Origin of the sequence: Posidoniimonas polymericola (assembly GCF_007859935.1) — a bacterium.
GTDB classification, from domain to species: Bacteria; Planctomycetota; Planctomycetia; order Pirellulales; family Lacipirellulaceae; genus Posidoniimonas; species Posidoniimonas polymericola.
In genome coordinates, this window is the sequence record NZ_SJPO01000013.1 from 163,853 (window position 1) to 182,690 (window position 18,838).

The window sequence follows — 18,838 nt, forward strand, 5'->3', positions numbered from 1 at the left end:
GTCTCCTGGTTGTTGAGAGAAACGAGTGGGAACTACTCTTCGAAGTGGCCGCTCAGCGGCAGCCCCTGGAACGCGGCGCCGTCGTTGGTCGCCAGCTGCTTGTGCGCCATTCGGTTCAACCGCATCGGCGGCAGGTTCGGCGCCAGGACGTACTGCAGCGACGAGGCGAGGCTCAGGTCACGGGCGATCGCGTCGTGGGCTGACAGGTCGACCGACTCACGGTATTCGTGGCCGTTCACCTCGCGTTTGATCTTCTTCTTGCCGAGCTTCTTAGCGATCATCTCGCACGTCGCCGGGTCGTTGCAGCCGAACACCTGCAGCACGCAGGCGGAGAGGATCTGCTGAGCGCCGGCGTCGCCGTACATCTCAATTACTTGGGGATAGTTCTGGGCGTGCAGCCAGAGCTTCACCCGCTTGTCCCGCATGATCGCCAACCACTCGCGGACCTTGCCCACGTTCTTGCCCCAGATGCCGACCTCATCGGCGACGACCAGGATGGGCCGCTTCGGCGCGTCGGGGCGTTGCTGAAACACCAGTCCGGCGAGTTCGAAGAGCGTGCGGAGCCAAGCGTCGGCCGCCTTCTCGCCGCGGGGGGGGATTGCGAACAGCGTCACCGGCCAGCCATCGACGCCGATCTCGTCGATGCGAAAGTCGGAGGGTCCGCAGAGCACTTTCTCCATGGTCTGGTCGAGCATCCAAACGCCCTTGGTCTGCAGCTCGCTGTTGAGCGTTCCCCAGGCCTTCTCCCCGAGTTGGTCTACTGAGGTTGCGACCAGCTGGATAAAGTTGCCGAGCGCCGGATTGGCCTTCATCTCAGCGATGTAGGCGCCCTGGGCTTCACTCGATGCAACGCCGGTTTTGGGATCGACGCCCATGAGGCGCTTAAGGGCATTGGGAAGCGTCCGCTCGTTCTCGCCCCTAGGCGTTGTCAGCAAGTGTCCGCACGATGCGGCGAACGCCGTGCGTGGGCCGTTCGTGAACCAGGGATCGTTGGCTCGCGGGTTGTCAGGGAAAGAACCGGCCGCGATCGCCAGCAGTCGTCCAACCGCGCCAGGCTTTTTGCAGTCCACGTCGCTGAGGAACGTGTAGCAGTGCGTTGACTGCCTGGTCTGCCCTCCGGGGTCGAGCACAAAGCTCCTGCTATTGGGGAAGTGGAAACGGGTTTTCTTGGCTCGGCCGGGATCAACGCCGAGGCTCGTCATGTGACCTGGAAGACGGGCGCCGAACTCAACGAGCCGCGGGTCGGCGTGGCGGTAGGCAGCCAGCAGGGCGTGCTCCGGCTTCGGGGAGATCACGATTGCGCCGGAGTACCTCCCCATAAGCAGCTGGGGCCAGATGCTCGTGATGCTCTTGCCCGCCCCGGTGCCGGCTAGCGTGAGGTAATGGTTGCCGTTAAGCACCACCGCTTGCTTGCCGATGCCGTGCTCAAACAGCGTGGTTCCCATGAACTGACCGTCGATCGTGTGTCCGGAACGTTTCATCAGAGAGTCCTCCCAGGCAGGGGTCGGGTGTGTTTGCGAAGCTTGCGAGACGAGATCCACTCGGCGTGTTCCTCGATACCGCTGAACCGCCAACGCTTGAGCAGCGGCAGGCCCGAGACGAACTCCCAGAGCTCGAGCAGCCCCCATGGGAGAAAACCGATCGCCATCGGCAGCAGCACGCCGCCGGCCCAGGCCTGGAGCACGAGAGCAACCGTGTGAACATCCATCCCTTGCATCCGGGCGAATCCCTCAGCAATGGCGGCGACGCCGTCGAACAGCCAGATGAAAGCCAGCAGACGAAAGCCCCACCTCACCTCTACGATCGGGAGCTTGTAACTGGCGAGCCACAGCAGCGGGATCGAAACGCTTGCGACCCAGTAGCCAAGCCACACGTCGTGCGATCCCTTGGCGAGCCGTTCCACCGGCGACAGCGAGGCGCCTTCTTGCCCGTAGCCGCTGAGCTGCAGGGCGAACCATGCGACGTGGTAGACTGGCCAGGCCAGAGCGATCGCCAGCAGACGCTGCACGCCGTAGTGCCGGAGCAGCCAGCCGTACTTCTCTCTCATGATGAATTCCTCCGTTGCCTGGGTTAGGGGTTAGTTCGCCTCGGGGCGGAAGTAGCCCCGGGGTGGACGAGGCGGCTTGCGTTGCTGGCGTGGCTGATCGCCTTCGCGATCGAGCTGGCGTTTCGCTTCAACGATCAACCGGGTCATGACCAGCCGCGTGCGGGTAGAGAGGACCATCAAGAGCATGCCGAAGGTCGCCCCGAGCAGCGTCGTGACGAATGCGCCGCCCATTCCTTGCAGCGCGCCCTGCATCGAATGCATCAGGTCTTCGACACCGCCCCCCTGATCGCCGACGGCCTTGCTCAGGGCGCCGCCGAGTTCGTTCATCGCGATCGCCAGCCCGATCACGGTTCCCACCAAGCCGAGCGTGGGGAGCATCTTGCGGATCAACCGGGGCAGGTCTTCGCGGCTGTCGAGCTGCGAATCGACCAACTCGACAACCTCACCGTCGGCCTGCTTCGATCCGCCCTGCTGTTCAAGGACGATCTGGAGGTTTCGCCGAGTCGTGCTCGCGTCGCCTGTCTGTTCGGCGTTGAGTTCACGGCTAACCCTCCAAAAGGTCTTGGCGTTCGTGATCAGTCCGGAGACGAACAACGCGAGGATCGCGTAAGAGACCCCAAACGGGTCGGGTAGCTCGTTGCCCCGAATTTCATCGGTGAGCAGGTGCCCTTGCCAGATCACACAACCGCCGACGGCAATCACTGAAGCCGCGAAGGCCAAGAGCCAAGGGACGTCCGCCATCCGACGGCCGAACTGCCAGATGACGTAGGCGAGCACCAGGCCGACGACAAAAATGCCGCCCTGTCCGAACAGATCAACAATCAGTTTCTGAAGCACGATGGGTTCCTTTCGATAGAAGGTGAAGAGTCCTTCCGGACTTCGAACGGGAGCGGCTACCAGGCTTGGAAGAAGCCGCCTGTGAGTTCCGCAACACGGCGGGTAAAGGTAAGCAGCGCCATTTGCGCCTCCTCGTCGGGCTGAACCGACTGGTCGCCGATGCCGATCACGTCGATGACGATGTGCGACGGCAGTGCCGAGGAGAAGCTGCGGTGGCGCCGGGAACCGCCGACGTAGGCGAGCACGTCTTCTTGGGTCCCTTCGAGCGTCGGGAGCCCGTCGGTAAGCAGCACGATGTGCTCGACACCGATCAGTGAAACGGCCCGTTGCAACGCCGGCAGTGTCGGGGTCCCTCCTCCCGCCTGCCATGAGTCGATATGCCGACAGGCGTCCGCCCGCGAGAACGGCGACGCGGCCGCAAGGTGCGGCGACGTGGTGACGAGCCGGGGCACTTTGCCGTCGCTTGCCATACCCCCGAAGCCAATTACGGTGAACTGATCAAACGGGTGGTTGCTCACCATCAACTTCAGCCGCTCTTTTACCTCCTGGAACCGTCGCTTGAGCTCGTCTTCCGACTGGGAGTAGCGTTGGACCGCAGCGCCCTGCCCGATCATGCTCCCCGATAGATCGAGGCAGTAGACGACGTTCGTCATCGGGCCGTTCAGGCCGATCAGTTCCGGCTTCTCGTGCGGTGGCTCCTCTGTAGGGACGGGTGGAGTCTCTACCTGCGTTACCTCCTTGACGCTCTGGAACTTCAGCACGTAGCCCGTGAACGCGATGAGCAGGATGCCGACCATGCTCAGCGATAGGTCGCTGAGGGTCTCACTCCAGCTTTCCTCTCCACTGCTCGCGATCTGTCGTAGTCGTTTCCCCATTGCAATCTCCCCTGTTCGGCGTGGATCTCAGGGCCTGCCCTGGCGTTCCAAGACTTGCCACACGCCTATAGGGAGTTCAGAAGCGAAGTTTGCGCGCGGAATCTCAGAAAACGACACGGATTGCCCGTGGCAGCCACTGAGTGACCCACCGCGGGAAACCCGCTAAACTGGGGGCTTTCTAGTTTTGAGAACCAAGAAGCACCGGCTATGAGCAGCGACAATGATTCCCCCAGTGGCGATCTCACCCCGGAGCAGTGGGAAGCGCTGATCTACCGCTTGTCGGAGATCGCCCGCTCGGCCATGTGGTGGATGCGTAAGGGGTCAGTCGACTCCGACCAGACCGTTTCGAGCACTCTGAGGACGTATTGGCGGCAGGTGACCGAAGGGCAGCGGCCGATGCTTTCTACTTCTGAAGAGCTCTGGTCCGAACTGCGTTTCTTGCTGAACCAAAAGATCAAGGCCGCAAAAGACAGCCAGAAGTCACTCAAGAACCAGGCCGCCCGCTTCAGCGAGTTAGCGCCCTCCGATGACGGAACTAGCCCAGAAGGAAGCATCTCTTCGTCAGGCTTAGGACCTAAAAACGTTGACGCGTTTTTGCGAGAGATCGACCTGCTATTCGTGGAAGTCTTAAAGGATGAGGTCCAACTGAAGGTTGCTCGCCTGAAGCTACAGGGGTTCACCAACGCTGAGATCGCCAAAGACTTAGGCCTCAGCGAGCATCAAGTGCAGCGGATGGTTCAGAAGATCAGGGCCGCGCTTTCTCGCAGTGAGGGCAGCGATGACGGATGATCGGGTGAACTACTCGGCTTTGTCGTCCGATGACCAGGCCGTGGTAAGCATTTGGATTGAGGGATTCGAGGACCGGTTTGGCATGCGTGGTCCGGCAGCGCTCGAAGAGTCGCTCGAAGCGGCGCCAAGACACGTCCGGTTTGCGCTGCTGACCCAACTTCTGCCGTTGTCGATCGACGCCTACCGCAAGCAGCACCGGGTTATGCCCACGCTGCATGAGCTGAAGCTAGCCCACCCGAGCCTGGCCACCGAGCTGGGCGAGGCGTATCCGGAGTTGCCTTCGGCCTATCGCCTCCCCGTGGAGCTGCACGGGTACCGCGTCATCCGAGTCGTCGGCGATGGCGGACAAGCGGTTGTGCTGCGGGCGCAGGATGACGTTCACAGCACGGTGGCGATCAAGCTGAGCACCGCACCCCAGCACAACGAACTGCTGCTCCGCGAGCGGCGCATCCTCGGCGAGTGCGACCACCCCGGCGTCGTACCAGTCATCGGTTCGGGGATGCACGAGGGGGCGGCTTACTTTGTCATGCCGTACTTGAAAGGGAAGACCCTCGCGGATCGCTACGGGACGCACCGCCCCGACGCGGAAGAGGCAGCGCGGATCACTAGCGAACTATGCGGGGTCGTTGAGCACCTCCACGAGCACGGCATCCTGCACCGGGACATCAAGCCGGCGAATGTCTGGGTCGACGATCATGGCGGCGTGAAGCTGATTGACCTCGGCATGGCGATCGAGCGGAGCCGGTGGGGGCGGCCGGTCTCACAGCTCCGCGAGTTTCATGGCACGCCCGCCTTCATGTCGCCCGAGCAAGCGGCGACCGACGGAGAGCAGGACGGAGAGCTGAGCGACATCTTTTCCATCGGAGCGACGCTCTATTGGCTGGGGACCGGGGCGGCGCCCTTCGAAGGCCGCAGTGGCGAGAGTGTGCTGAGCAAGGCGGCAGCAGGCGACTATGACCGGAAACAATTGGAGACAAACTCGCAATGGCCAAAGCTGCTGACGCGCGCATGCTTGAAAGCGATGTCGATCGATCAGCACCAGCGGTATCGCTCAGCCGGCGACTTTGCGGACGCTTTACAGGCTATCGTCGCCGTCGTCGCACCAAAACGCGTGAAAGTGGTACGCAGCGTTGCTGCGATTGCCCTGACCTTGGCTGCGGCGGCAGCCCTAGCCCTAGGTCTCGGTCTCACCGATGGAACCTGGGTTGAGCCCCCCACCCCGGATCCCGTCGAAAAGGAAGCCAGCTGGATTGAACGCACTGCAGATCGAGAGGGAATCCGGCTATCCGCTCTGGATACGTCGAGCTTTGAGGCGGAGGCCTTCTCAACGCTGCAGACCACGAAGCCGTGGGGTACGCGAGACTTCTCTGAACACCGGGTCGGCATTCTTCAGATCTCCTGCGCCCCAGACCTAGACCCCATCGCCGGCGCGTTAGAGTATCGAATCGGAGATCGTCCTTGGCGCACACCGCGACGCGCCGCCATCGGCCGCTATGAAGATGAATTGTCAACGAATGACCTTAAGCAGGACGGTCGGCTGGCGATCCGATTAGGCGGGCGGCGAGAGAGAGTCGCTGCAGGCCCGTTCCTGACGAACCTGATCCCTTCTAATGCCGTCCTGAGCGACGCCACGAGCCAGATTAACAGCCTGATTCAGGAAGCCAAGATTGCCAGTTGCTTTGGAGCGAATGAAGCGAGCTGGACGATCTCCGACGCATATGCGAAACGTTACGCGCCGCTTATCACGACTTTTCGATTCGGTTCAACCCTTGGCGAACCATTGATCGAGTTGAGTTGCTCGGATAGCGAACAGGATCACCGATTTCGCTACGCTCAGATTGACGCAGCCGCCCGTGATTTGCAGGCAAGGTTCTCCATTTCGAGTGCCGGGCTGCAGGGGCTTACGGCTCTTTGGACGGAAATTGATTTCATTGACGGCACTTCTTCTGGTCCGAGGCGTTTCCGACGACGTGTTCCCTCAGACGCCGACCGGGCTATCGAGGCGCGTGCCAAGCTCGAATCGCGCGACCCGGAGAAAGACATAGGATCGTTCAGCGAGCATGCATTAGTCCCCAGCGTGCTGGCGGATGTGGCAGCATCGCTCGAACGCATCGAGATTGGTAAGACCGCTGACTCACTGACCCTTTCGCGTCCAGTCATTTCAGAGCCGAACTTGGCGAGCCCCAATTCTATTCTCAAGAACCCCTCGCCGGCTTCACAGGCCCCTGACCTCGACCTCTCGCGGCGCCCCTACCGGATCCCCGCCCTGTACGCGTTCCGTAATGAAATCTACGGCGGTGTCAGCGTTCCCCCTACTTGGCGGCAGGTCTCCTTTCGAGGTCGCTTCCAAGATGGAACAGTCACACCAACTTACTCGCTTCAGAACAGCAATCCGCTGCCTGGCTACCCAATCAAGTTCCTTTCGTCCCCGGCTGGCTTTCCCAAAACAAACGCCCACGTCTTCGCTGAGGTTGTCGAAAATCAAGAACCTGAGAACCTGACCGATTACTACCCTCTGCCTGACGACGCTCCCGAAGAGTTGGTTCAGGCTCTCAAGAACGTCAGGGTTGGTTTCTACGCCGAGTTGCCAGAGGGCGCTGCCTGGTTCACTCAACTCACGGTCTTGAGCCGCCCTGTCCCCAAGAACGCGTCACTCGCTTACCAGACGATCAAGATCCCTTACCTCGATCGATACGGCAGACCGTTTGGAAGCGGCACCTTTCGGGTGGCGACCCTGGATGTCCGACGAGCTATCGAGCAGGCGCTTGCGTCGCAGGGCGTCTACCCAGATTCTCAATTCGCTCCAATTCGATGATCTTGCATCGGGGCAACCCTTCGCGGCTTCGTTGAGAAAAATCCTTCTCGCTTGCGGTTGAATTAAGCCTGCCTGTGCACGGAGTGAGCAGGCTCACTTCAACCTAACCAAACGAAAAGGAGACTTACCATGTCAACTGAAACCACGAAGAACCGCCCCGCCGCTGAAATCCGCGGCATGAACGGCCTCAAGGCCACGATCTGGAGCGACTCGACCGATACCGGCGGGGTCCGCTACAGCGTGCAGATCGCTCGCACCTACCGCAAAGACGACCAGTTCCACGACACCAACTACTTCGGTCCGTCGGAACTCCTGCAAGCGGCTCATCTCGCCTCGCGGGCCTACGACAAGATCGTAGAGCTGCGTGCCGAGCAGCGTCAACGCGACCAGGACTTCGGTTGATCCGAGGTTCGACTAGCCGTAAGCGGCCCGGTGGCTTCACGTCGCCGGGTCGGTTGCGTGCGCTAGCTGAGGCGATCTTGCGGCGGCGGAACGCGTCAACTCTGCGTGGCGAAGCGGCATCTTACCGGCTCACGGCGCGAGCGGCGGAGCTTGTCGCGGTAGCGGAGCTGCTAGCGGCCGGTGACGAGGGCCGCGACGAGTTCGTCGCGTGGCTCGTACAGGAGGGCGTGGCGGCTTTGCTAGATGAAACGCCAGAGGCCGATGCGTAAGAGCGTCGGCTTGCTTCGCGTGTCTCCAGTCGACTTCCTTTCTTTGGTTGCGTTCGACCTACCGTGCGGTAGTCGAATAGGTCGCAACGAACCAAAGAAAGGAACCTACGATGACCGGAAAATCACGCAGAAAAATGGACTATCTACGCCTCTCGGCACTCGCCGCCGACATGGGGCAGCTGCTTACCGAACGCCAAGACCTTCTGAGCGAGGACGACGCTCACCTGCTGTTCGATCTCAGATCTCAACTTCGCGGAATGTCGGCGCTTCTCGTCCAAGACGACCTGCATGCGGCAGTGAACACCATCATTCACCTGGCAATGCACGAATACGTGAGGATCAAGTTGGAGCTTGGGCCCCGAGAGCCGTAGGTCCAATCGAGCCCCGGCCGCGGGACTTACGGCGCCGGTCTCTGCTTGCTGCGTTCGCCGAGCGGTGCCGGCGGTCGATTAGCTTTCACGTGCTGCCCGGCTATGGCCGCGCCTTTTCTTGGTTGGGTGACCTAACCCGTGTGAGGGTGAGTAGGTCCACCCAACCAAGAAAGGAACCACGACCATGACCAACCACGACCAACACGCCAAAGCCGTCCGCTTGGGCATTGAACTGAGCCAATTCACCGGCGACCTAGAGCGGTATCGCCACCCGATCAGGCGGCACGTCATCTACACGCCTGGAGTGAGGCACCTCGCTCAAGAAGCCGAGGCGTACTGGCTGATCGACGCGATCGCTAGCTGGATCGGCTCGCACTCGTTCGTTGAAGCGGTCAAGCAAGACGCGAGGCTTCAGTCGCTGCACTTCTGGACGCTGCAAGTTGACCGTGAAGCGGCTTCGGCGGTGCTGACGGCAAGAGCGGACTCGGGCGAGCCGGCGTTCATCACGCAGCGTATCCCCTTTACCGACTTCCCGCTTGCGTCGATCGATATCTGGTGCGGCTTTGACGGCCGGCACTGGACGCTCTACCTACCGAGCGAGCACTAATCGTTCGGGCGGAGGTCGAGCCATCGGCCTCCGCTTTCTTCTTTCCCCTTTAATAGCTTCCCTTCGTTCTGACGCGCCACGTTGGCATCGTCTTCAAAAGAGCGCCGACATGCTCCGGCAAGCCGGTCGCCATCGGCACGTTGGCCCGAAGAGCCTTGCCTACGGCGGCGGCCGGGCCTGTCCACCTACGCATTTGAAAAATCGCTGCGGCTTGTGAAAAACTTACGACGGGTCGACTGTCGGCGCGTGTCTCGGGGCGGCAATTCACGGCAATGGGAGTCTTGAGCTTGGCGGAGCACCTTTGGTTCTTCGGCTTGGCTTGCCGTTGCGATTTTGCTTGAAAGTTTGGCGGTAGTGTGAAACTGTTCGGGAGGACGGGCGGCCAGATGTGTTTTTCGTTCCGAAAAACCCCTCCTCCGAACCCCTGACGGGCTTCTCCGGAGCATCTGGCCAACGTCGCGTCGTTGGATCACGCGCCGGCGCTTAGTGGGTCACCCCACCTGGAGCGTCGGCGTCCGTCGAGAGCCCTCCGCGGCTCCCAACGGGCCTGGGGCGGATCGCCGCCCCAACACCCCACGACCAACGGACCGCCCGTTGGAGCAGCGCGAAGGAGCCGTCCTTCGATGCGGATGGTTTCGCGGACGCCCCCTGCCCGCCGAGCGGGCGGCGGCCCCGCGAAGGCGGCCCTGCGGGGCCGCCGTACAAGTGAGGAGACGAGCGATGGCTCGACCCAAGAAACAACCGCACGAGCTTCGATCGGCAACGGTGAAGAGCGATCTTACCGTCGCCGAGAAGTGCTACGTGCAGCAGCAAGCGGCCGAGGCGGGCCTCAGCGAAGCCGAGTACACGCGACGCCGCGTGCTCGGCTACACGGTCCGCTCCGTCGCGGGCGCGTCGGCTTGTGACCCCGCTTTGATTAGTGAGATCAACCGCTTAGGCCGCGAAGTTAGCGCACTGGGCAACCTGGTGAACCAGGTCGCCTTGTACTGCCATACCGATCGCCGGCTCCGTCCCGAGTGGGAGCTTTTGCCGAGCGAAATCAAGCACCTACGCCGCTTGGTTGAGGCGAAGCTTGAGGAGGTGGTCTCGCGCGATGGTCCCTAAGCTGCACAAGAAGGCCTATAGCTTCCGCGGTGTCGCCCGCTACGTGCTCGGCGATCGGGAGGGCCCCTCCTCCGACCGCGTGGCTTGGACCGAGCCGATCAACCTCAGCACGCGTAACCCCGACATGGCCTGGCGGGTGATGGCCGCCACCGCGATGGACCAGGCGCGGCTGAAGCGCGAAGCGGGCATCCCCAACACGGGCCGCAAGAGCAACCTGTGCGTGCAGCACTTCACGCTCTCTTGGCACCCCGAGGAAGCCGACGGGCTCACCAAAGCCGAAATGATCCGGGCCGCCCAGGCGATGCTGCGGGTCATGAAGGCGGATAAGCACCAGGCGCTGCTCGTCGCGCACGACGACCAAGCCCACCCGCATGTGCATGTGCTCTTGAACCGGGTAAACCCTGACGACGGGCGGTTGCTGTCATCGAGCTTCGAGAAGCTGAAGGCGTCCAGGTGGGCCCAGAAGTACGAAGAGGAAAGGGGCAAGATTTACTGCGAAGAGCGGGTGCTCAACAACGAGGCCCGTGACCGGGGCGAGTACACGCGGGGCGACAAGGACGACCCGCGGCATCTGCACGAGGCGCTCGAAGCGGCCAACGACAACGATGCACGTGAGCGTCTGCTCGCTGAGCACCGGCGCAAGTCGCGGGAGCTGAAAGCAGCGGCCCGCCAGCTGGAAGCCGACCGCGACGCCGCCCTCGCCCAACTAGAAGCGGGTCACCTCGACCGCAAACGCGAACTGACTCGGCGGTGCCGGCAGTCGATTGCGCGGGCGCGAACCCGTATCCGTGATCGGAGCCGGCCGCTTTGGCAGCGGCTTCGCCACGAGCACGCCGCCGAGCGGAGGGCCCACGAGCTGCGCGAAGAGCGGGTGCTCGGCCGGGTGCAGAACGCCCTGGCGGCGATCGACTTTGGGGCTCTTGTTGGCGGCCGCGAAGCCAGGCAAGGGCGGGCGAAGACCATCGGCGAGGTGTTCCAGCTGCTGAGTGATTCGGGCGCTCGCGCCGAAGCGATGAAGCGGAAGCACGAGCAAGAAAGCCAAGCCCTGCACCGCCGCCAGAAGCGGGTTGAGAAGCAGGCGGCCGATCGCCGTCGTCGGCGGCGGGATGAACTGCTAGCCGAGGCGGGGCGGCAGTATCTCGCCGAGCGCAACGCCCGGCTCTTGCTGAATGGCATGGAGCGAGCCAAGCTCCGCGCTCAGTGGCTTGAGAAAGGCCGCAAGCTACGCGACGAGATCGAACGGCTGCCGCGGTCGTTGCCGCCGGATCGGCGTACTGATCCCTACCCCGACGTCGAGAACCCGACGAAGCCAAGCGACCTGCTACCTGCTCGCAACGCGGCGGCTGTGGCGAGGCGAATAGACAAGTGGCGGGAGCTGCGGAGCGGCCGATCCGGGCGTGGGCGCGATCCGGGTCGAGGTCGGGACGACGATTGGGAACGCTAGGAACCGTTTAAGCGAGTAGCATGCGTAGCTGCCCTTCGTTGATCTGACGCTGAAGCCCCATTAAACTCTTCTGCGCCGGCAGATCACATAGAAGTAGGGTATCTCAGACCGGCTCCAGCTGCAGTAAACAACGAGTTTTACGAAAATAAACCATGCGAAAGCCTTCCCATTTCGTTCTCTGTACGCTGGTCTCATTGCTCGTGCTGGGTATGGCAAAGCCAAATCCATACTTCTATGTATTTGCCGCTGCTACTCTTCTTGCATCATTGAGATATCGATTTCTTGACAAGCGAGTTGTCGACAACATCTACTACACCGTTGGAATTCTTGGCGTCGCTTTGGTCTTTTCTGCGAATAGCGTCGATCGCGAACTGTCGTCAATTGAGATGGCGATCGCGCGACTTGATGGACGACACGCAGAGAACAAGCTGAAGCAAGCCAAGTTGCAGCTTGCAAGCGATTATCCTAACGCAATTCTCGAAGCCCTAAAATCACAAAGTGTCGCCTTCCAAATTCCGGCAACTGTCGTAAAGCCAGGTAATGAGGTTAGTATGGCACGAGCCTCCGCCTCAGCTGAGGCCTACCGCCGTGACATCGAGAGATTTCGCGACGCGATCGAGCCGATGGACCTCGAAGAGCTTCGCGAAGCCAAGATAGAATTCCCAAGTTGCAAGGGAGATCTGGCAGTAGGCGCCCACGAATTTCGCACTATCGATGCTTACACTTGGTTGATCGCACCGGATGCACTCCAGAATGAGCAATCCGAGGCGCAGAACGAGGAAGCAGAAATTACCAAACTACGTTCACTTTCACAGAAGAAAGCAGAGCAGCTCAGAAGCTTCAGAGCGGATATTGCGATTCTCCCGAGGCGCGCTCTCAGTCACCTTTGGCCTTTCATAGCTGTCCTCTTGCTTGCAATGAAGATCGCCATAAAGCCTGCTTGTCGAACCACGAACGACGAGTGAACCTCTGGAACTCCCCGAGCCTCTTCGCGTGATGCCCAAATGTACTACTGAACAATTGCGGGGTCGTGCAAGTGTTCACTGTGTAACTCCTGGTGCAACGGTGAACGAACCATTCAGCCGAGTATCCTCTGCCAGATAGTCTTCTCGCGCTCGGCTTCGAGCTGCCCCTTGTAGTGATCGATCTGACGCTTCGCGCTTGCCTTGAGCCTCTCGCGTTCTTGTTTAGCTTCAGACTCTTGGTTAGCGACTTTCTGCTCAAGCGAAGCGATTGCGTCCTGCCAGCCCCCTGCTCCCTGGTTGCTCTCTAGCAGCAGCGTCGCGCGGTTGTGCCCTTCCTGGGCGAGCTGCAGCGATTCCTGCAGGTGCTCAATCTGCTGCTCAAACTGGCGGCGTTCCCGCTCCCGCTCCTCGATCTCTTTGGCCAGCATCGCCTGAACTTCGGCGTCGGCGGGGGGGCCTTGGACTTGGGAAGCTGGCCTCGCGGCCGCCCCCTCCTCCCGCGCCAGGTCGGCGACCTTGATGTCGTAGACACGGGCAAGCTCCGAGGCGTCGATTAGCTTGGCGCCGCTGCCGTCGTCCGTGCAGGACAGCTTGCCCTCCTTGAGGTGCTTGGCGATGGTGTTGCGGCTCTTGCCCGTGAGGCGGCTGGCTGCGGAGATGGAAAAGTGGGTCTTGGTCATGTGGGTTCAGGCGTGATCGATGGTGATCACGCGACGACGTTAGCATGCCTCGGCCGCGCTGCGCAAGCGTTTTCTTTCGCTTGGCAGCAGACTTTTACTGTGCACTGCGCGGGTGTGAGCTGCTCAGCTGCAGCGCAAGCCTGCCCTGTGCAAAAAGTGAGCTGCTTCGTGGGCATCGGAAAGAGCAGCCCTGCGCAGCCCCGTTGCCCAGCCGCGCGGCGGGTCTGACAGCGGAACGAGTGTCGGCGTGAGCAGGGGTGCTCATGCGCTGCGCGCCGCTCTAGGAGCAGGGCGAAGCGGCACAGCGCTGCGAAGTTTCTTGGTGCAACGCGGGCAAGAATCGTGTAGCGTGGTTGTTGGGAATGGCCGAATCGGTTGTTTCTCTTCTCACCGGGCGTCGGTTCTCGACCGCCCACGCAACCCACCAACGAAAGGAGGGCGTTCGCCGAAGCTCTAGCGGCATCGTGCCATGCAAAAACCGCCGCGGCTAGGCGGCGGTCGATCGCTCGGGTGAGCGCAGAAGAGGGTTGTCAACGAACCTACTGTAGCGCTATTCCGGGTACCGCGCAATCGAAAAGTGATTGCGTGTGCGTTTGCGTGGGTGGTCCCAGCGGCGAGGCGACGCCAATCAGCCTATGCAGCAGTCACTCTCAACCAACTCTCTCTATGTTCACCGCGGCCGGATCGCTTCGGACGCCTACCGCCGCGCCACCCTCATGGCCGATGACTTCACCGGCCTGGAGGAGGGGGCCGATCGCTACGCTCTGCTCTTGCTCGTCAAGAAGGTCGGCAAGCAGGCCGGCTTTACGCCGCGGATGATCCACCTGCTCGACTACTACCTGGCGTTCACGCGGGACATCGACTGGGAGGAGGGGAGCCGGCCTGTCGTATATCAGTCGCTCTCGCGGACCGCCCTCGACCTCGGCGTCAGCGAACGCCAGGTGCAGAACCTGGAGAAAGCATTGTTCGAAGCCGGGGCGATCGGCTGGAACGACAGCGGCAACCACAAACGGTACGGGCAGCGTTGCCAAGAGACCGGCCGCCTGCTGTGGGCCTACGGCGTCGATCTGACGCCGCTTGCTTATCTGCGAGAAGAGCTTGAAACCAAGCTGGCCGAGAAGCGGCTCTACGACGACGCCTGGATGGCGACGAAGCGGGCCATCTCGGCGTGTCGGCGGCAGCTGCGGGCTCATTTGGCCGAGTGGTCGGCCGAGGAGGTGCATCGGACCCTTGAGTTTGTTGCTCGGTACGACGAGATCGCCGTGCAGCTACGCACGCATCTGGACTTGGCGGCTATACGTTTGCTCCTGGAGGCCCATGAAAGCCTGCTGAGCGCGTTGCTCGACGCGATGGAGGTTGAGGCTGCCGAGATCGGCGACTTGGCTCAGCGTGCTTCTACGCCCGCGAAAACAGCAAAAGGTTCATCCACGAGCGAACCGGAGTTCGTGCACTACAAATCTACCACCCAATCTTCCAAAGCTACTGGTAGTCGTCCCGACAGCGGCTTGCAGGAAAGCGTAGCGGAGGCGCCGGCGACCAACGACCTGGTGGCTTGCTCGGGGCTGACGCACGTGACACTCGCGATGGCGGTCGGTGCAGCGAGCGACCGGCTGGCGGCCCGGCTAAGGCATACCCCCGAATGGCGGGACGTTGTCGAGGCAGCTTACCAGTTACGGCCAGAGCTGGGCGTCTCGCAGGCGAGCTGGGGAGAGGCGTGTGCGGTGCTCGGCCGGACCGGGGCGGCGCTCTGCCTGCTGGTGACCGACCGGGCGACGCTCCGCAGCGAGGACCCGGTCGAACGCCCGGCCGCCTACTTCCGCGGCATGGTCCACCGGGCGGAGCGGGGCGAGCTGCGGCTGCACCGGTCGTTGTTTGGGCTGTTGGAGCGCGACCGGAGCGTCGCGTGATCGCTTGCTTCGGTCAGGCTGCTGTGCCAGAGTCCGCGGATGACCCGCCTGCCACGCTACTGGACCTACCTGCTGCTCTCCGATCGGGGGGAGACCTACGCCGGTTACACGTCCGACCTGCGTCGTCGCCTGCGGGAGCACAACTCGGCCGAGAACCGCGGCTGGACGCGGGGGAGGCGGTGGCGATTGGCAGCCGCGGAGTGCTACTTCGATCGGGCCAGTGCGGTTTGGGTCGAGAAGCGGCTGAAGCGGTCCCGGTCGTTCCGCCAGAGTTGGCTGAGGCGTTCTTCATTCCGGCGAGCCTGGCTCTCATCGGCGAACGCTCATCGCAGCCCGCTGTCGCGTCCCAAGCAGTAGCGTCCGACGGCGGGGGTCTTCTGCTCCGACAGCAACAAAAGGGGGCACGCGCCGCCCTTCCTTACTTGCCCTCGATCGACCCCAGCTGGGGGTGAGGGTCGATGCGAAGGCGGCGACGGAAGGGGGCTTCGAGATCACTTCTCTAAGGAATGGTGAGGTGCTCCGCCTGGCGGCCGTCGATATTGCTTGACATCGCTCGTCGAGCTGTGGCATGGCTGGGTTTTCATAACCAGCAAGATGGCTGGGTTTTCATAACCAGCAAGAGAAGGGCCGCCGCATGGAACGAGCACGCAACGACAAGACCGCCCGCCCAGTCAGGTAGGGCGGCATGGCGAAACGAAAAACCAGTCCGAAGCCTCGGAGGGACATCTACCAAGAGGTGACCGACCGCATCCTGGAGCTGCTCGACGGGGGCGTGGCGCCCTGGCGGCAGCCGATCAAACGCCGAGGCAACTCCGACGGAATGCCGAAGAGCCTGTCGACCGGCAAGCCTTACCGAGGGATCAACACGTTTCTGCTGGCGATGACCGCCTGGGCGAAGAACTACGAGTCGAGCTACTGGGCGACGTTCAACCAAGTGAAGCAGCAGGGCGCGCAGGTCCGTAAAGGCGAAAAGTCGACGCTCGTAGTGTTCTGGAAGCAGTACACCAAGGAAGACCGCGAGACGGGCGCGGAGCAGAGCATCCCGGTGCTGCGGCACTACAACGTCTTCAACGCCCTGCAGTGCGAGGGCCTGGCGGCGCCTGATCTCGTTAAGGAAGAGGCTCCGTCGGAGCCGTTCGTGCCGATCGACGAGGCGGAGCGGATTGTCACCGGGTACCCTCGGCCGCCGGAGATCGCCTGGGGCGGCAACTCGGCCTATTACCTGCCGGGGCTCGACAAGGTCCAGATCGCTCCGCCCGAGCGGTTCGAGAGCCGGGAATCCTACTACGCCACGCTATTTCATGAGCTGGCGCATTCGACTGGGCACAAGTCGCGTTTGGCTCGTGATCTTGGGGAGAAGGTGAGCCCGTTCGGATCACCCGACTACTCCAAGGAGGAACTGGTCGCCGAGATGGGATCGGCGTTTCTCTGCGCCGCGGCCGGGATCAGCCCGCCGACGATCGAGCAGTCGGCCGCCTACATCGACGGTTGGCGGAAGAAGCTGAAGGACGACAAAAAGCTCGTCGTTCAAGCCGCCGGGCAGGGGCAGCGGGCGGCGGATTACGTACGAGGAGATCATGCGAAGCCCGAAGTCCTACTTCCGTAGGCCCAGGTCGACACATCCTACCAGCCTCAGCTTGTCGCAATTTGTCCGCTGACTGGGTCACGTCCAAATCCATCGGGCCTACTGACGCAATCGTCGAAAGATCGTAGCAGTCCCGACGACAAAGCCGATTGGGCAGATTCTACAGGGCGATTCCTTGGGTTCGAACTATCTGGTAAGATGGCAGATTTCCAATAGGGCAGCAGCAGATTTCCAATAGGGCAGGCAGCATGCGTACTCCTCTAATTGGCATTGATTTGTTTGCCGGTGCAGGGGGGATGAGTCTGGGTGCCCGGCTAGCCGGAATCGACGTCCAATTCGCCGTCGAGAACGATCCGTGGGCGTGTGCTACCTATCGCCACAATCACTCGTCGACCCTCCTGTTCTCCGGCGACATCCGAAAACTAAATCGACGCCAGCTTCGCCCCTGGATCGCTGATGGTGACGGAATCGTCCTATTCGGTGGACCACCTTGCCAAGGTTTCTCGTGGTCAAACCTGCGGACCCGAAGCGAGAGCAACAAGAACAACTGGCTCTTTCTTGAATTCATTCGCATTGCCAGGTTGCTAACCCCGGAGTGGATTGTTTTCGAGAACGTGCAGGGCTTTACCAACACGAGGGGGGGGCTCTTTGCCGAAGCCGTTAGGTCTGAGTTTGAACAGCTGGGTTACACAACGCATTCTGCCAAGCTGAATGCGATGCACTACGGTGTTCCTCAAGATCGAACTCGCTTCTTTCTCGTTGCAAGCCGTGACGGCGTAGCCTTCCAATACCCCAAGCCGTCCTCCAGATTGATTAGCGTGGATGAGGCGATTCGTGATCTCCCAAAACTTAAGAACGGCGAAGCGGAATGCCGGCAGGCTTACGGCCGCAAGAAACCCTCTCCTTACGGTCGGGCAATGCGACGAAATCAGAAAAGTTGCTGCAACAACCTCGTGACGAGAAATGCGGGTTTTGTCCTTGAACGATACTCCTACGTCCCCCAAGGAGGCAACTGGGAAGACATACCTGAGAATCAGATGGACAACTACGCAGATCGCTCGCGGTGCCACACGGGAATCTATCACCGACTCAAGCCTTCAAAGCCTTCGATTGTGATTGGCAATTTCCGCAAAAACATGCTCATCCATCCGACAGAGGATCGTGGACTCAGTGTTCGCGAGGCGGCTCGCCTGCAGTCCTTCCCCGACAAGTATGAATTCAAGGGATCGATTGGTTTTCAGCAACAGCAAGTTGGCAACGCTGTTCCACCGCTGCTTGCTAAGGGGGTGTTCCGACTTGTCGCGAAGTGCCGAGAAGGGCTCTGATTCACTATGACCTGGACCACTACTGAATTTGAGAACTACGTCGAACAAGAGCTAGTAGACTCTTTTCCGGCAGAGGAAGCTCGTCAGCTCTACAGCGGCTACGTAGACGCTCGGCCGAAAGTGCTCCAAGAAATCGAGAGAATCGCGCAGACCGAACCTAACCTAACTGACCATGGCCCACGACACATAGCCGATGTCATGCGAAAGGTCTTTTCCATCATTGGATCAGACAAATCTGACCATGGCCTTGAGGCTCGCGACCTCTACATCTTGCTCCAGTCGATCCTATTCCACGACGTCGGAAACCTGCACGGAAGGCGCAGGCACAATGAGCAAATTGGCAACATGTTCATCAGTGCGCGTGGAAACGGAGACGAGCTGCGCAGAGAAAGAGACTTGGTTGTGAGAACAGCCCGCGCTCACTCTGGAAAATCGTCGGCCGGCAACGAGAACACGCTCATCGAATTGGATGACCAAGCACACTCCCCCTTCGGCCCGATAAAGCAACGGTCGATTGCGGCTATCTTGCGACTCGGTGACGAACTCGCCGAGGGACCCCAACGCACAACTCGATACTATCGAGAATTTATTGGATACACAGAAGACGCCCAGATTTTCCACGAGTACTCCCGATGTACATCGACAATGGCGGATCGGGCAGCGGGTCGCATCTGCCTTACATATGACATTGACATCGAAGACTTCCTCACAGACGAAGAATTTGATAAAGCACGACGGCCTTGTCGACTAACTCCAGACGAACTGAGGCGTGCCGAGTTGCGTGAAGCGGTTAAGAATCGCGCAGCGTAGCCGGCA

Annotated in this window: 18 protein-coding genes; 13 read left to right on the top strand and 5 right to left on the bottom strand. The window is 61.2% G+C overall.

The window, feature by feature from the left end; genetic code table 11:
- Nucleotides 1-32 precede the first annotated feature (32 nt).
- From Pla123a_RS22015 to Pla123a_RS22025, 4 genes are read right to left on the bottom strand one after another with little or no spacing between them, the layout of a single operon-like run.
- A complete protein-coding gene (locus Pla123a_RS22015; RefSeq protein ID WP_197528191.1) occupies nucleotides 33-1,481 on the bottom strand; it encodes a type IV secretory system conjugative DNA transfer family protein in 1,449 nt (482 codons plus the stop codon).
- Nucleotides 1,481-2,047, bottom strand: coding sequence for a hypothetical protein (locus Pla123a_RS24830; protein WP_197528192.1), 567 nt, complete (start codon nucleotides 2,045-2,047; stop codon nucleotides 1,481-1,483). The genes Pla123a_RS22015 and Pla123a_RS24830 overlap by 1 nt, the downstream gene beginning before the upstream one ends.
- A 30-nt stretch (nucleotides 2,048-2,077) precedes the next feature.
- The gene (locus Pla123a_RS22020) at nucleotides 2,078-2,884 is read right to left on the bottom strand and encodes a MotA/TolQ/ExbB proton channel family protein (protein WP_146591048.1); all 807 of its coding nucleotides are present in this window, start codon (nucleotides 2,882-2,884) and stop codon (nucleotides 2,078-2,080) included.
- A 56-nt stretch (nucleotides 2,885-2,940) separates the two neighbouring features.
- Complete coding sequence (locus tag Pla123a_RS22025; protein WP_146591050.1) at nucleotides 2,941-3,759, bottom strand: VWA domain-containing protein; 819 nt, start codon at nucleotides 3,757-3,759, stop codon at nucleotides 2,941-2,943.
- A 207-nt stretch (nucleotides 3,760-3,966) separates the two neighbouring features.
- Between Pla123a_RS22025 and Pla123a_RS22030 the strand changes: the two genes are divergently transcribed.
- The 8 genes from Pla123a_RS22030 (at nucleotide 3,967) to Pla123a_RS22065 (ending at nucleotide 12,525) form a co-directional block, all read left to right on the top strand.
- On the top strand, nucleotides 3,967-4,548 hold the full coding sequence (locus tag Pla123a_RS22030) for an ECF-type sigma factor (protein WP_146591052.1): 582 nt from the start codon (nucleotides 3,967-3,969) through the stop codon (nucleotides 4,546-4,548).
- Nucleotides 4,538-7,363, top strand: a complete 2,826-nt coding sequence (locus Pla123a_RS22035; RefSeq protein WP_146591054.1) for a serine/threonine-protein kinase — start codon at nucleotides 4,538-4,540, stop codon at nucleotides 7,361-7,363. The genes Pla123a_RS22030 and Pla123a_RS22035 overlap by 11 nt, the downstream gene beginning before the upstream one ends.
- Before the next feature lie 129 nt (nucleotides 7,364-7,492).
- Entirely contained in the window at nucleotides 7,493-7,765 is a 273-nt protein-coding gene (locus Pla123a_RS22040) for a hypothetical protein (protein ID WP_146591056.1), read from the top strand.
- 379 nt (nucleotides 7,766-8,144) lie between these two features.
- Nucleotides 8,145-8,405 carry a hypothetical protein gene (locus tag Pla123a_RS22045; protein WP_146591058.1) on the top strand — a complete coding sequence of 87 codons (261 nt, stop codon included), beginning with the start codon at nucleotides 8,145-8,147 and terminating at the stop codon, nucleotides 8,403-8,405.
- A gap of 184 nt (nucleotides 8,406-8,589) precedes the next feature.
- Nucleotides 8,590-9,012 (top strand): DUF6876 family protein, encoded by a 423-nt coding sequence (locus Pla123a_RS22050; protein ID WP_146591060.1) that lies wholly within the window; start codon nucleotides 8,590-8,592, stop codon nucleotides 9,010-9,012.
- 720 nt (nucleotides 9,013-9,732) lie between these two features.
- On the top strand, nucleotides 9,733-10,116 hold the full coding sequence (locus Pla123a_RS22055) for a plasmid mobilization protein (RefSeq protein ID WP_146591062.1): 384 nt from the start codon (nucleotides 9,733-9,735) through the stop codon (nucleotides 10,114-10,116).
- Nucleotides 10,106-11,560: a relaxase/mobilization nuclease domain-containing protein gene (locus Pla123a_RS22060; RefSeq protein ID WP_146591064.1), complete on the top strand. Its 1,455-nt coding sequence runs from the start codon at nucleotides 10,106-10,108 to the stop codon at nucleotides 11,558-11,560. Before Pla123a_RS22055 ends, Pla123a_RS22060 begins: the two co-directional genes overlap by 11 nt.
- A gap of 152 nt (nucleotides 11,561-11,712) precedes the next feature.
- Nucleotides 11,713-12,525 (top strand): hypothetical protein, encoded by an 813-nt coding sequence (locus tag Pla123a_RS22065; RefSeq protein WP_146591066.1) that lies wholly within the window; start codon nucleotides 11,713-11,715, stop codon nucleotides 12,523-12,525.
- A gap of 113 nt (nucleotides 12,526-12,638) precedes the next feature.
- On the opposite strand, the gene Pla123a_RS22070 is transcribed toward Pla123a_RS22065, so the two are convergent.
- Complete coding sequence (locus Pla123a_RS22070; RefSeq protein ID WP_146591068.1) at nucleotides 12,639-13,205, bottom strand: hypothetical protein; 567 nt, start codon at nucleotides 13,203-13,205, stop codon at nucleotides 12,639-12,641.
- Nucleotides 13,206-13,840: 635 nt separating this feature from the next.
- On the opposite strand from Pla123a_RS22070, the gene repC reads away from it, so the two are divergent.
- From repC to Pla123a_RS22095, 5 genes are all read left to right on the top strand, one after another.
- A complete protein-coding gene (repC, locus tag Pla123a_RS22075) occupies nucleotides 13,841-15,112 on the top strand; it encodes a plasmid replication protein RepC (protein WP_146591070.1) in 1,272 nt (423 codons plus the stop codon).
- Nucleotides 15,113-15,151: 39 nt separating this feature from the next.
- Nucleotides 15,152-15,469: a GIY-YIG nuclease family protein gene (locus Pla123a_RS22080; protein WP_146591072.1), complete on the top strand. Its 318-nt coding sequence runs from the start codon at nucleotides 15,152-15,154 to the stop codon at nucleotides 15,467-15,469.
- A gap of 328 nt (nucleotides 15,470-15,797) precedes the next feature.
- Nucleotides 15,798-16,718, top strand: a complete 921-nt coding sequence (locus tag Pla123a_RS22085) for an ArdC family protein (protein ID WP_146591074.1) — start codon at nucleotides 15,798-15,800, stop codon at nucleotides 16,716-16,718.
- Nucleotides 16,719-16,945: 227 nt separating this feature from the next.
- Complete coding sequence (locus Pla123a_RS22090) at nucleotides 16,946-18,022, top strand: DNA cytosine methyltransferase (RefSeq protein WP_146591076.1); 1,077 nt, start codon at nucleotides 16,946-16,948, stop codon at nucleotides 18,020-18,022.
- 6 nt (nucleotides 18,023-18,028) lie between these two features.
- On the top strand, nucleotides 18,029-18,832 hold the full coding sequence (locus Pla123a_RS22095; protein WP_146591078.1) for an HD domain-containing protein: 804 nt from the start codon (nucleotides 18,029-18,031) through the stop codon (nucleotides 18,830-18,832).
- Nucleotides 18,833-18,838: the final 6 nt, after the last annotated feature.

Bases quoted from the DNA above. Each gene is read 5' to 3' on its own strand.
- Pla123a_RS22015 (WP_197528191.1), bottom strand. From the start codon at position 1,481: ATGAAACGTTCCGGACACACGATCGACGGTCAGTTCATGGGAACCACG.
- Pla123a_RS24830 (WP_197528192.1), bottom strand. From the start codon at position 2,047: ATGAGAGAGAAGTACGGCTGGCTGCTCCGGCACTACGGCGTGCAGCGT.
- Pla123a_RS22025 (WP_146591050.1), bottom strand. From the start codon at position 3,759: ATGGGGAAACGACTACGACAGATCGCGAGCAGTGGAGAGGAAAGCTGG.
- Pla123a_RS22030 (WP_146591052.1), top strand. From the start codon at position 3,967: ATGAGCAGCGACAATGATTCCCCCAGTGGCGATCTCACCCCGGAGCAG.
- Pla123a_RS22035 (WP_146591054.1), top strand. From the start codon at position 4,538: ATGACGGATGATCGGGTGAACTACTCGGCTTTGTCGTCCGATGACCAG.
- Pla123a_RS22040 (WP_146591056.1), top strand. From the start codon at position 7,493: ATGTCAACTGAAACCACGAAGAACCGCCCCGCCGCTGAAATCCGCGGC.
- Pla123a_RS22045 (WP_146591058.1), top strand. From the start codon at position 8,145: ATGACCGGAAAATCACGCAGAAAAATGGACTATCTACGCCTCTCGGCA.
- Pla123a_RS22050 (WP_146591060.1), top strand. From the start codon at position 8,590: ATGACCAACCACGACCAACACGCCAAAGCCGTCCGCTTGGGCATTGAA.
- Pla123a_RS22055 (WP_146591062.1), top strand. From the start codon at position 9,733: ATGGCTCGACCCAAGAAACAACCGCACGAGCTTCGATCGGCAACGGTG.
- Pla123a_RS22060 (WP_146591064.1), top strand. From the start codon at position 10,106: ATGGTCCCTAAGCTGCACAAGAAGGCCTATAGCTTCCGCGGTGTCGCC.
- Pla123a_RS22065 (WP_146591066.1), top strand. From the start codon at position 11,713: ATGCGAAAGCCTTCCCATTTCGTTCTCTGTACGCTGGTCTCATTGCTC.
- Pla123a_RS22070 (WP_146591068.1), bottom strand. From the start codon at position 13,205: ATGACCAAGACCCACTTTTCCATCTCCGCAGCCAGCCGCCTCACGGGC.
- repC (WP_146591070.1), top strand. From the start codon at position 13,841: ATGCAGCAGTCACTCTCAACCAACTCTCTCTATGTTCACCGCGGCCGG.
- Pla123a_RS22080 (WP_146591072.1), top strand. From the start codon at position 15,152: ATGACCCGCCTGCCACGCTACTGGACCTACCTGCTGCTCTCCGATCGG.
- Pla123a_RS22085 (WP_146591074.1), top strand. From the start codon at position 15,798: ATGGCGAAACGAAAAACCAGTCCGAAGCCTCGGAGGGACATCTACCAA.
- Pla123a_RS22090 (WP_146591076.1), top strand. From the start codon at position 16,946: ATGCGTACTCCTCTAATTGGCATTGATTTGTTTGCCGGTGCAGGGGGG.
- Pla123a_RS22095 (WP_146591078.1), top strand. From the start codon at position 18,029: ATGACCTGGACCACTACTGAATTTGAGAACTACGTCGAACAAGAGCTA.